This window comes from Pantoea sp. GW821-FHT03E06, assembly GCF_059420725.1.
Genome location: NZ_JBWKUG010000001.1, coordinates 2731486 through 2744366, shown reverse-complemented (window position 1 = coordinate 2744366; position 12881 = coordinate 2731486). Strand labels below are relative to the sequence as shown.

General features: G+C 55.1%; 10 protein-coding genes and 1 tRNA gene. 1 reads left to right on the top strand and 10 read right to left on the bottom strand.

The annotated features are described in order from the left end of the window. Positions 1-38: 38 nt before the first annotated feature. The 5 genes from AC07WB_RS12830 to AC07WB_RS12810 all read right to left on the bottom strand — a co-directional run bounded on the left by AC07WB_RS12830 (position 39) and on the right by AC07WB_RS12810 (position 5074). On the bottom strand, positions 39-725 hold the full coding sequence (locus tag AC07WB_RS12830) for a GntR family transcriptional regulator (protein ID WP_097096687.1): 687 nt from the start codon (positions 723-725) through the stop codon (positions 39-41). Between the two features lie 98 nt (positions 726-823). Continuing rightward, a complete protein-coding gene (locus AC07WB_RS12825) occupies positions 824-2284 on the bottom strand; it encodes a mannitol dehydrogenase family protein (protein WP_097096688.1) in 1461 nt (486 codons plus the stop codon). 44 nt (positions 2285-2328) lie between these two features. Continuing rightward, complete coding sequence (locus AC07WB_RS12820) at positions 2329-3612, bottom strand: MFS transporter (protein WP_097096689.1); 1284 nt, start codon at positions 3610-3612, stop codon at positions 2329-2331. 83 nt (positions 3613-3695) lie between these two features. Further along, the gene (locus tag AC07WB_RS12815) at positions 3696-4706 is read right to left on the bottom strand and encodes a Zn-dependent oxidoreductase (protein ID WP_400456437.1); all 1011 of its coding nucleotides are present in this window, start codon (positions 4704-4706) and stop codon (positions 3696-3698) included. A 292-nt stretch (positions 4707-4998) separates the two neighbouring features. Continuing rightward, a tRNA-Asn gene (locus tag AC07WB_RS12810) sits at positions 4999-5074 on the bottom strand. Between the two features lie 310 nt (positions 5075-5384). On the opposite strand from AC07WB_RS12810, the gene AC07WB_RS12805 reads away from it, so the two are divergent. Next, positions 5385-6506, top strand: coding sequence for a Gfo/Idh/MocA family protein (locus AC07WB_RS12805; RefSeq protein ID WP_097096691.1), 1122 nt, complete (start codon positions 5385-5387; stop codon positions 6504-6506). Between the two features lie 205 nt (positions 6507-6711). On the opposite strand, the gene yegS is transcribed toward AC07WB_RS12805, so the two are convergent. The 5 genes from yegS to mdtD all read right to left on the bottom strand — a co-directional run bounded on the left by yegS (position 6712) and on the right by mdtD (position 12861). After that, positions 6712-7611: a lipid kinase YegS gene (yegS, locus tag AC07WB_RS12800; RefSeq protein ID WP_097096692.1), complete on the bottom strand. Its 900-nt coding sequence runs from the start codon at positions 7609-7611 to the stop codon at positions 6712-6714. Between the two features lie 231 nt (positions 7612-7842). Next, complete coding sequence (gene trhP / locus AC07WB_RS12795) at positions 7843-9210, bottom strand: prephenate-dependent tRNA uridine(34) hydroxylase TrhP (RefSeq protein WP_097096693.1); 1368 nt, start codon at positions 9208-9210, stop codon at positions 7843-7845. Between the two features lie 145 nt (positions 9211-9355). Continuing rightward, positions 9356-10063, bottom strand: a complete 708-nt coding sequence (gene baeR, locus AC07WB_RS12790) for an envelope stress response regulator BaeR (RefSeq protein ID WP_097096694.1) — start codon at positions 10061-10063, stop codon at positions 9356-9358. A 9-nt stretch (positions 10064-10072) separates the two neighbouring features. Next, positions 10073-11458 (bottom strand): envelope stress sensor histidine kinase BaeS, encoded by a 1386-nt coding sequence (baeS, locus tag AC07WB_RS12785; protein WP_400456432.1) that lies wholly within the window; start codon positions 11456-11458, stop codon positions 10073-10075. Continuing rightward, entirely contained in the window at positions 11455-12861 is a 1407-nt protein-coding gene (mdtD, locus tag AC07WB_RS12780; RefSeq protein ID WP_494940619.1) for a multidrug transporter subunit MdtD, read from the bottom strand. The genes baeS and mdtD overlap by 4 nt, the downstream gene beginning before the upstream one ends. Positions 12862-12881: the final 20 nt, after the last annotated feature.

Genomic DNA, 12881 nt, shown 5'->3' with positions numbered 1-12881 from the left:
CATATCGTAGGGTCGCCATTCATGGCGACCTCTTAGCATTAAGGCGCCTCAAACCACTCGCTGTTGCGCTCGGCGATGGGCGTGATGGTCAAAATCATTTCCTGTAAATGGCGGCGCATCGCGCTTTCAGCGGCTTCAACATCATGCGCTTTCAACGCATTGAAAATATCTTCGTGCTGCTGAATCAACCGTTCCGGCGGTGAGACTTCACTCAGCGTCAGAAAGCGTACGCGATCCATGGTGGCTTTAATATTTTCCACCGTTTCCCATGCCAGCAGGCAATGGATCCCTTCGGCAATTAAGCGATGGAACTCATCGTCCAGCGCTAAAAAAGCCTGACTGTCATGCCGTTCAGCGGCCAAACGCTGCAGCTGCAGATTGTGCTCCAGCGCCATCAGTCCCGCTGCATCAATCTCCTGCGCGGCGCGGCGGACGACAGCAATCTCTACCGCTTCACGGATAAAACGGCCGTCGGCCACGCGCTGAGCGGAAATCTTGCGCACGAAAGTGCCGCGCTGCGGTAAAACCTGTACCAATCCAGCTTCGGCCAGTTTAATAAAAGCTTCTCGTACCGGCTGACGGGAAACGTTAAAGCGCGCCGACACTTCCTTCTCCGACAGCAGCGAGCCCGGATGAATGACACAGGTCACGATATCTTTACGCAGGTAACGATAGATCTGCTGATTTACCGGTTCGCTGGTGGTTATGGTATAGGCAGTCGACATGCAGCAATATCCGTATTACGGCTGGCATGTGCCAGCCCGATGAGAAAGGTTCAGTCTAATCAGCACGCTGCGTCTGCGCTACTCATTTATGAAGGCGCTTAGCCTTGTGTGACAAGGGCATGCACCGTGGCGCGCGCGCCCTGATTCACTAACTGCTGATAGAGCTCGGTCACACGGGTGACAAAGGCGGTGTGCTGCAGCAGATCGTCGCCGAACACCGCCTTCAGCCCCAACAGCGCTTTGACGCGCGCTGCGCCTTCCTCACTGTTGGCCACGATGTCCGCCAACCGATCTTTCAGCGGATCACGGATCTCAATCGGCGCGCCTTGCTCGTCCACACCGCTGACATAGCGCATCCAGCCAGCTACACCCAGCAGCAGATAATCGCATGAGGTGCCGTTGCGCAGATGCCAGCGCACGCTATCGAGCAAACGCTGCGGCAGTTTTTGCGTGCCGTCGGTGGCGATCTGATAAGTGCGATGCTTAATGGCGCGATTTTCGTAGCGTGCAATCAGTGAGTTGGCATAGGCCTCGAGATCGACGCCTTGCGTACGCAGCGTAGGTGCCTGATCCTGCAACATCAATGCACGTGCCGCCTGGCGATAGCTGGCATCAGCCATGCAATCGCTGATGTGGTCGTAACCGGCAAGAAAGCCAAGATAGGCGAGGAACGAATGGCTACCGTTCAGCATGCGCAGCTTCATCTCCTCAAACGGTAATACGTCGCTGACCAGCTCCGCGCCGGCGTTTTCCCAGGCCGGGCGACCGTTTACGAAGTTGTCCTCAATCACCCATTGAAAGAACGGTTCGGCTTCCACCGCCACTGGATCGCGGCTGCCTAAACGTGCGCTCAGCGTGTCGAATGCCGCATCGGTCATGGCCGGAACGATGCGATCCACCATGGTTGAAGGGAACGTGATGTGCGTCTGGATGTAGGCCGCCAGTGCCGGGCTATGGCGCTCCGCCAGCTGAGTCACCACATTGCGCGTGACGTGGCCGTTTTCCGGCATGTTGTCGCATGACATCACGCTAAACGGCGGTAGATTACGTTCACGACGGCGAATAATCGCCGCCAGAATCAGCCCCGGTAACGAACGTGGTGCCGTTGGATGTGCGAGGTCATGCACGATATCCGGATGATCGGGATTCAGCTTGCCGCTGGAGGGCATATAGCAATAGCCTTTCTCGGTCACCGTCATCGAGACAATTGCCACTTCCGGCTGGCTCATGGCTTCAATCACCGCCTCAATGCCGTCACTTTTGCCGTGCAGCGCCTGCGTCACCACGCCAATCACGCGCGTGTGCAACGTCTCATCGGCCATTTCCGTCAGCGTGTAGAGCAAATCCTGCTGACGCAGCGCCTGAATCAGCTCGCCGCTGTTGAGATTCACTTCACAATAGCCCCAGTCGCTGCCCTGTGCGGCCAGTTTATCGGTCGCAAGCGCCTGATGCGCACGATGAAACGCACCAAAGCCAATGTGCACCATACGGGTTTTGAGTTGTGTGCGATCGTAAGAAGGGCGTTGTACATCAGCGGGGAGGCGTTCAAGCTCTAACATAATCATTCCTTTTAGCAAATGGGGCGCTGAGCGCCCCACGAGAATTACACCGAAACTGGTTTGTTGTTGGCCTTGGGTTCACGAATCACCAGCAGCACCAGCAGGGCACCGACACCCGCCACTGCACCTGCCAGGATAAACGCACTGTCGAATTTACCCGAGTGTTGTACGATGAAACCGGTGACGACAGGGCCGATAACGCCTGACAAGCTACCAATCAGATGGATAAAGCCGCTGATACTGCCGACACGGCTTTTGTGCACCACGTCCTGCACGATTGCCCAGTAAATCGCGCCGGTGATGTAGAGGAAGAAGATGGAGATCGACATCATGATCACCGCCGAGTTGACCTCTTTTATCGTACCTGCCAGCGCTACGCAAATAGCGGCGGCAGTAAGTGAAACCACCAGCACAATTTTGCGTGATAGCAGCAGTTTACCGGTGAGGTTGAAAATCTTATCGGAAATCCAGCCACCCAGCGCCAGTCCCACGAAACCGACAATCCACGGGATCATGGTGGTGATGCTCATCGCTTTGATATCGAGGCCATGCGCCTGCACCAGATACGCCGGGAACCAGCTCAGGAAGAAGAACAGAATGTAGTTGTAGCAGAAGAAGGCAAACGCGGTGACCAGAATGATCGGCTGGCGCAGGTAGAAACCCAGTCCGTGCGCGTTGCCGCTCGGGTCGATAACGTCAGCCGGTTCTTCGGCTTTCAGTTTTTCCACCAGCGCACGCTCTTCTGGGGATACGCGTTTACTTTTCGCCGGGTTATCTGCAGCAAAGAAGAACCACAGCGCCAGCCACACGAAACCAATTGCGGCGATGACGACAAACGCCGGACGCCAGCCGAACGACAGCGCCAGATAGCCGACAATCGGCCCAGCAACAGCGCCGCCCAGCGGTGAACCCGAACTCAGTAAACCCATCGCCGTCGCGGCTTGTTTTTTCGGGAACCAGCCGTTAATGGCCTTGTTCGCCGAGGCAGAAATCGGCCCTTCCGCCATGCCAAACAGCACGCGCAGAATCATCATTGACCAGAAGCCGGTTGCCATCGCCGTCAGGCCGCAGAACAGTGACCACATGCCGACGGCGGTGCCGAGTACGATGGTCGGGCCGAATTTATCGGTCGCTAAGCCACCGATAAAGTTGAAAAGGGCGTAACCAAAGAAGAAGCTGCCGAAAATCATGCCGAACTGTTCGGCGTTAATCGTCAGGTCTTTTTCCACCAAAGGTACGGTCAGCGAGAGGGCGATACGATCGAGGTAATTGATCATAAACACCAGGAACAACAGCAGTACGAGGGTCCAGCGCAGGTTCTTAAACATAGAAACTCCGTCATCGTCATTTTTTATAGTAATAATGCCGGCGGGTTATGACCGGCATGGGGACACCTGGTGTGCGGGTTAACTTAACCCATTTGTAGGATCACTTTGCAGCAGGTGCGGGGATCTTTTTCGAACAGCGTCATGGCTTGCTCAACGTCCGCCAGCGGGAAATAGTGTGTTACCAGCTTTTCCGGCTGGATCTGGCCTTGCTCAATCCACTCAATCACCTGTGGAAAGCGATTGCTGTTGAGGCGAGAGGTGAACAGCGACAGCTCTTTACTGGTGAGACTTTGCTGCGTAATGCTGCAAGGTTCGCCGGAGAAGCCGAGCAGACCGATGCGCGCCGCAGGTGAGGCGAGAGCCGCGGCTTCAGCGAGAATAGACGGATGGCAGGCGGCATCAATAATCAACGTGGGTTGCACACCTTCAAGCTGGGCTGCTAACGGGATTTCGCTGTTGTTAAACACGCCATCGGCACCGTTTTCCTGCGCTAGCGCCAGACGCTCCGGCAGACGATCGACCACCAGCACCTGCTCGACGTCGTAAACGCCTTTCAGCACCTGAATAGCGGTAAGGCCCATCGGGCCGGCACCGTAGATCAGCGCCACGTCGTTCGGCTGTGGTTTGAGAAAGGCGGTAATGTTGGCGGCAATGGTGAAAGGCTCAACCATGCTGGCAAGTTTATCGGGAACGCTATCGGGCAGACGGTAGGCATTTTTCGCCGGTGCCACCGCATACTCACTAAAGCCACCGTCGCGATGTACCCCAATCACCTGCAGCTCTTTGCACACATTAGGGCGGCCAATAGAGCAGGGATAGCAGTGACCACAGCTCACCACCGGATCGACAGCCACACGTTCACCAATGCGATTGTTTGCCACGCCATCACCTACGGCATCAATCAGGCCAAAGAATTCGTGACCAATCACGCGCGGATATTTCGCAAAAGGATTATGCCCATGCCAGATATGCACATCGGAACCGCAGATGCTGGCATATTGCACTTTAACGCGTACTTCACCTGCAGCGGGCTGCGGCAGCGGGCGCTCTGCCAAAACCAATTCACCGGGTTGTTCAATCACCACACTTTTCATCATTTACTCCTTGCCTGCTGCCAACCTAAGTTGTGAAGCCGGCATCAATGGGAAAGCAATGCTGAAAAAATACGCGCACCAATACTACCATACAAGTCGGCGTTGCAGAGTTGTGAAGAAAGTCACAGAGCGTGAAACAGGGAGAGATGATTGCAGTGCGTAAGTTGTTCCATCACTCAGGAACTCTTTTACAGGGACGCCATTAATGGCGATCGTGATATCAAGGCAGGCTAAATGGTGCCGTTGAAAAAGACAAAACCCGCTCAGGTTTCCCTGAGCGGGTTTTTAAATTTGGCTCCTCTGACTGGACTCGAACCAGTGACATACGGATTAACAGTCCGCCGTTCTACCGACTGAACTACAGAGGAATCGTTTGAACGGGGCGCATATTAACGAGCAGGCTGCACCTTGTCAAAACTCTTTTTCACAATTTTTTCTGACTGCTGAATAAAGCGTCAATTCCAGTGTTGATGCTGCTTTAAAGGCGAAAAATAGCGCCAGCCGCAGCCGTATTTGTGATGGTTATCACCAATGTTATGCAAAATTACATTCTGATTTGTCGTTTTTGTCAGATACCTCGCATGCATGATCACAGATATTTCATTTCGTCGTTGTCGGGCCAAAAAGCGAAACATATATTCCATATCACTTGATACTCGAACGAACGCAGGAATCATCATGAACAAAGTCAGAATCGGTATGATTGGCAGTGGATATATTGGTCGTTGTCACGCGATAGCCTATGCGCAGGCCCCCACGGTTTTTGCCCTGAAAGGAGAAATCGTGCGTGAAATGCTGGCGGAAGTGAGTCCAGACCTGGCCGCGAAACAGGCGGCTACCTTTGGCTTTGCGCGATCTACCGGCGACTGGCGCGAGCTGGTACGCGATCCCAACATCGATGTTGTTGATATCTGCGCGCCGAATTTCCTGCATAAAGAGATGGCGCTGGAAGCAATCCGCAACGGCAAGCACGTCTATTCCGAGAAACCGCTGTCGCTGTCGGTGGCGGATGCGGAAGAGATGGTTCAGGCGGCGCAGCAGGCCGGTGTGAAAACGCTGGTCGGCTTCAACTACATGAAGAATCCCACCAGCCAGCTCGCGCGCGAGATTATTGCTCGCGGTGAAATCGGCGATGTGGTGCACTTCTATGGCACGCACAATGAAGATTATCTGGCGCGTCCGGAAACCCCGCTCGACTGGCACTGCCAGAAAGCGCTGGCAGGATTGGGCGCGCTTGGCGATTTGGCCGCACACATTGTCAACATGGCGCACTACCTGGTTGGCGATATCGATGAAGTCAGTGGCGATATGATGACGGTAATTCAGCAGCGCCCGGATCCGAAAGATACTTCGCGCCTGTTGCCGGTGGAAAACGAAGATCAGGCTAGCGCGCTGCTGCGTTTCAAAAACGGTGCGCACGGTGTGTTTGAAACATCGCGCATCGCCTGTGGCAGTAAAATGGGCCTGACCTATGTGGTTACCGGCACCAAAGGCACGCTGCGCTATACCCAGGAACGCATGGCCGAGCTGGAGCTGTATATCCATGATGAACCGGCAGGGCGCCAGGGATTCAAAACCATTTTGACCGGTCCTGCGCATCCGGACTACGCCAATTTCTGCGTCTCAGCCGGGCACGGTATCGGATTTAACGATCAGAAGACCGTTGAGATTCGCGATTTAATTAACGGGATTGCGGCAGGCGATCGTATGTGGCCCGATTTCGCCGAAGGATTGCAGGTGCAGAAAGTGTTGGAAGCCGTGGCTGTTTCAGCGCTGGAACGCCGCTGGATGAAGGTGTAATGACGAGATTTATACCAAATCGTAGCGGCGCAATTTATTGCGTAATGCTCGTCAGTTAGGCGTGAATGGGTCACCATGAATAGTGACCCTACATGGATATAACCGGCTTTTCGTAGGGTGCGCATTCATGCGCACCTGCATAAAAAGGCTTTTTTGCTTACGTGAGCGGCATTACGTATTTATTGCGCCGCTACGGTAATGTGCGTTAAGCCAGCAACGGGCACTGCGGTGGTAAACGACAGCTCAGCGCACCCGGCATCACTTCTATGTCAAACGCGCTGCCGCTGAGCGGTTCGCCATCCAGATTAAACGTCATTTCATGCGGTGAGCGAATGGTCAATGACTGCAGCTGCGCTGAAACGATATTCGGGTTTTCATCATCGCGCGTCAGCGAATGCAGCAACGTCGGCAATAACTCTTGCGCGGTGACGATGCTCAAATTCAGTTGCCCGTCATTAATCAGCGCATCCGGGCAAAGCCTTTGGCCGCCACCCGCCTGACGCCCATTACCAATCCCAATCACCAGCGCATCGCCCTGCCAGTTGAAACCGGGGCCGCTAATTTCACAGCTGTCCGGCTTCAGGGCATCCACACGCATCAAACCGTGAATAAAGTACGACACGCCGCCCAACGCTGATTTCAGCTTTTCGGGCGTTTCGGTGGTAATACGGGTGCCAAAACCGCCGGTCGCCATATTGATAAAATAGCGATTGCCGTTGACGCGCGCCAAATCAATCGCGGTAGCTTTTCCTACCAGCGCCAGCCGCAGCGCCGGCTCCATACCTTCCGGAATACCCACGCTGGTGGCGAAATCATTGGCGGTACCGAGCGGTAAAATACCCAGCGCCGGGCGCTGCGGTTCCGGCAGCTGTGCCAGCGCCGTCGCGACTTCATTAATCGTACCATCGCCGCCGCCCGCCACCACGGTTTCTGCCTGCAAATCGACCGCTTCCTGCACATAGCGATCGCCATCACCCTTTTCGAACGTGACGCGCACCGCCAGATTAAAGCCTTCGTCACGCAGCGTTTGCACCGCAGCGCGCAAATCTTCATTACCTGCGCCTTTCCCATTGAGGATCAACAGCGCCAGCGGTTTATTTTGCATTATCAGTTCCTTGATGCCAGAGAAAGAGAAGTGGTTATAGCATAGCTGCGGCGAGAACTTTATCGGCGGGCGATGAAAAAAGAAAACCCGCACGGGGGAGCCGGGCGGGTGAATGAGGTGGTTCCTGTTACAACCTGCTGATTATTGTTACTCGTTAGCAGCAGGCGGGATTTTAAAGCGGGACGATGCGGCGGTCTGTGATCCTGTTCTAACTTCACCGCTTTCTTTTCATTATGTGCGATTTTTGCCGTGCGGATCGTAAGTGCTGTTGCCGTCGGTGAAGTTACGCAGCAACAGGGCAAAGGACAGATTGACCGATTCTGGCACCGGGATCCAAACGCGATGCCCATCGCCCGGAGCAACGTCAACCGCCGCGCCTTTATCATTCTGCATGCTTTCGAGTCGGCAGTTGAGATTGCCTTCCGGCGTCATGATCTCCACGGAATCCCCCAGCATAAACTTGTTTTTTACCGCAATCTGCGCCCAGTCACCGCGACGTTCACCGGTAAATTCACCAACAAACTGCTGGCGCTCTGAGATAGAAAATCCGTTTTCGTAGTTCTGATAACTGTCATGGGTGTGACGACGCAGAAAACCTTCGGTGTAACCGCGATGCGCCAGACCTTCCAGCGTCTCCAGCAGAGCGGGATCAAAAGGTTTACCCGCGGCGGCATCATCAATGGCACGCCGATAAACCTGGGCGGTACGTGCACAGTAGTAGAAGGATTTGGTGCGGCCTTCAATTTTTAATGAGTGCACGCCCATTTGGCTTAGCCGTTCAACGTGTGCCACGGCGCGCAGATCTTTGGAGTTCATGATATAGGTGCCGTGTTCGTCCTCGAAGGCACTCATCATTTCACCCGGGTTTTTCTTCTCTTCCAGCATGAATACGCGATCGGTATTAGCGCCGAGGCCGAGCGTTGGTGCCTGCACGTTGACCGGCTCATGGAAGCTGACAATATTACCGACCTCATCCTGCTTACCTTCTTCCACTTTGTATTCCCAGCGGCAGGCGTTGGTGCAGGTACCCTGGTTCGGGTCGCGCTTATTGAGGTAACCGGAGAGCAGGCAGCGGCCGGAATAAGCCATGCACAACGCACCGTGCACGAAGATTTCAATCTCCATTTCCGGCACCTGCTGGCGAATTTCGGCGATCTCATCCAGCGACAGTTCACGTGACAGAATGACGCGGGTTAAACCCATTTGCTGCCAAAACTTCACCGTCGCCCAGTTCACCGCGTTGGCCTGCACTGACAGATGGATCGGCATTTCCGGGAAGGCTTCACGCACTAGCATAATCAGCCCAGGATCGGACATGATCAGCGCATCCGGCTGCATCGCCACCACCGGCGTTAAATCGCGGATAAACGTTTTAAGTTTGGCGTTATGCGGGGCGATATTGACCACCACGTAGAATTTCTTACCCAGCTCATGAGCTTCATGAATGCCCGCAGCCAGTACCTCATGGGTGAATTCATTATTACGTACGCGCAGGCTGTAACGGGGTTGCCCGGCATAGACCGCGTCAGCGCCATAGGCAAAGGCGTAACGCATATTCTTCAGCGATCCCGCTGGAGAAAGCAGTTCAGGTTTAAACATGGAATGTCTCACTGATGTCAGGTCAGCATGCCATCGTGGATGGCAGGTGCAGCGGCCGCGTCAGGCGGCCCTGCAAAAGGTGGGGAATTGTAGGCAGGGCCACACCCGATGTAAATTGACCTGGATCAATGTAACCCGTTACGGGCTACAACAAGCGGCAAACGTCCGCTTCCCAGCGATAACCCATACCGTACACCGCGCGGATAAACGGCTGTTCCGCATCCAGATTTTCCAGCTTACGGCGCAGGTTTTTAATATGGCTATCGATGGTGCGATCGGTGACCACGCGATAATCATCATAGAGGTTATTTAGCAGTTGCTCGCGCGAAAAGACTTTTCCCGGCTCCAGCGCCAGGGTTTTCAGCAGACGAAACTCGGCGGGCGTCAGTTCCAGTTGCTGTTCGCGCCAGCTGGCCTGGAAACGACTTTCATCAATGTGCAGAGGCGATGCCTGTTGCGCCTCCTCCGGCGAGCGTTTGACCCGGCGCAGAATGGTTTTAACGCGAGCCACCACTTCACGCGGGCTAAACGGCTTGCAGACATAGTCATCGGCGCCAATTTCCAGCCCAAGCAGGCGGTCGATCTCTTCGGTACGCGCGGTAACCATGATGATCGGTAGCTCAGAGAAGCGGCGAATTTCACGGCACAGCGTCAAGCCATCGCGGCCTGGCAGCATCAAATCCAGCAGCATCAGGTCAGGTGGCGTTTGCTGTACATAGTTCAGCACCTCGTTGCCATCAGCAATATGGTGCGTGCGGTAGTTGGACGCCTGCAGATAATCAATCATCAGCTGCGCCAGTTTGGGCTCATCTTCTACGACAAGGATCAGAGGATCGCTATTTTCCGGGCTCATAAGTTGCGTCTAGTGAGGAACATACGGCAAGTTTAGCCTGATTTGCAGTCCACCTAAATCAGAGTGATCTGCACTGATGCTGCCGTTATGCGCTTCAGCGATATTTTTACATATCGCCAGGCCAAGCCCAGAGCCGCCGCTGGCGCGATTGCGTGAACTTTCGGCACGGAAAAAACGCTCAAACAGTTTTTCCTGATGAGCAGGATCAACACCCGGTGCGCTATCCGCGCAGGTCAGCTGCCAGTAATCGCCCACCTGCTGCATGCTGAGCTGGACCACGCCGCCGGCATCGGTATAGCGCAGGCTGTTTTCCAGCAGATTAGTGAACAGCTGCATCAGGCGGTCGGGGTCGCCAAAACTCTCCGCCTGAGGAGGAATGGCCAGATTGAGGGTTAAACCGCGGCTGCGATAGCGTTCGCCAAAGCTGCCCGCCACCACTTCCAGCAGATTCACTAAATCCACTGGCTGCTTGCGATAAGCAAGAGCGCCCGCGTCGGAGAGCGACAGCTGATGCAGATCGTCCACCAGCTTGGTGAGTAGCGAAACTTCACTTTGCAGCGAGCTAATAGCATCGGGCGTGAGTTTGCGTACGCCATCCTGCATCGCTTCCAGTTCACCGCGCAGGATCGCCAGCGGGGTACGCAGCTCGTGGGAAATGTCAGCCATAAAGGCGCGGCGGTTGCTTTCGTTCTTTTCCAGCGAGCTGGCGAGCTGATTAAAATCGCGCCCTAACTGGCCCAACTCATCACTGCTGCCCACTTCCACGCGCGTGGCGAAATTGCCCGCCGCCAGATGATGCGTGCCATCCACCAGACGTTTCACCGGCGCCAGCAGGCCGCGTGCTAAGAGCCAGGTGACCAGCGCCGCCAATAATCCCGTAAGCGCGACAATCATCCAGCTGGTGCGCCGCTGTTGCTGATCAAAATTAATATCGGTGCTGCGCGTCAACCGCTCGGCAGGCGAGGCAATCACCCAGCCGACAATCTTACCGTTACTGAGGGTGATATTACGCCGCGTGCCTTCCGGCGGCACCGGCTGGCGCGGGCCGGATAATACTTTATATTGCTGATCGATAATCCAGAATTGTGTGCGCCAGCCGTGTGGCGGTAGCTGATTGCTGCTGCCGGGATTTTGCTCTAATGAGCGCAGAATCGAGAACACCAGCCGATCATTGGTGCGCAGAAAATCCCAGTTGCCGTGCTGCTCATATTGATCGGCCAGCGCATCGCTCAGCAAGGTTAAGCGCTGCTCGTTGCCTTTTTTGATGTAATCCACAAAACCATGTTCAAAGCTGAGACGTACGCCCCAGTGCATAGTGATGATCACCAGCATGCAGGTAGAGAAAATCGCCGCAAACAGTTTGGCGCCAATGCCCAGTTTTACCGGCCGTTTCATCCTTTACTCCTGCTTCTTAAATCAACGTTTTTACTGACATCTTTTGGCACCCGCCAGAACACCAGCGCAGGCAGCACAATCACCAGCGCCATGCACAGATAGGTGTAGATGAAGGTCTGATGGGCGGCCGCGCTATCGGTAATGACGCCATGGCCGAAGGCCCCGAGCAGTAAACCGGCAACGGTCACGCCAATACTCATCGATAGCTGCATAATCATTGAAAGCAAACTGTTGCCGCTGGAGGCGAGATCGTCCGGCAGCTCTTTCAGCGTCAGAGTATTCATGGAGGAGAAGCGGATGGCATTGACCATACCCTGGAGTAACAGCACCACCGGCAGCAGCCAGATCCAGCCGAGCAGCGCCACCAGCGGGAACAGCAGCACCACCAACGCCAGCGCGATCGTGGCACCCACCAGCGCATGGCGATAGCCGAATATATTCACAATGCGGACCACTACGCGTTTCGTCCCCATATTGCCGAGCACCATCGGAATCATCATTAAACCGGCGTGGAAAGGGCTGTAGCCAAGGCCAACCTGCAGGAAAATCGGCGTCATAAACGGCAGCATGCCGCTACCGATGCGCCCGGTAAAACTGCCGAGCAGCCCAATGGAATAGATGCGGTTATCGAACAGTTTCAGGCTGAAGAGTGCGTTGTCATTGTTGCGGCCATGCATCAGATAGAACAGCAGGGAAAACACGCCAACTAAAATCAGTAAGCCGAGCAGCAGTGGGGAACCGCCCGAACTGCGCTGCCCGTCGAGCGCCAGCGTCAGCGTTGCCATGCCTACCGCCAGCAGCACAAAGCCGAGAAAATCGAAGCGCCGCGTTTGCATGGTGTAATTGGGCATCAGCGTCAACGTGGCAATTGCGCCAATGATGCCAACCGGGATGTTAATCAGGAAGATCCAGTGCCAGCTGGCGTACTGCACCAGAATGCCGCCCAGCGCCGGACCGAGTAGCGGACCAATCTGTCCCGGCGTGGTGACAAAAGTCATCGCCGACATGTATTGCTCACGCGGCACGATTTTCATCACTGTTAATCGCCCAACCGGCACCATAATTGCGCCGCCAATGCCTTGCACCACGCGCGCCATGATCAGCTCATCAAGCGTGCTGGAGAAGGCACACAGCAGCGAACCAATACTGAACAGCACGATGGCGCAGAAGAAAATATTGCGCACGCCAAAGCGGTCGGCCAGCCAGCCGCTGATGGGCAGCGTCACTGCGACCGTCAGCACGTAGGAGACGATGACCGAATGCATATTTAGCGGGCTGACGTTGAGATCGCGCGCCATCGAGGGGATGGCGGTATTTACGATGGTGGTGTCCAGCGCCTGCATAAAGAAGCCAAACGCGACGATCCACAGCTGCCAGCGCACGGTAGCGTTTTTGGTGTCCACTGAATCTCCTCTGTTATACG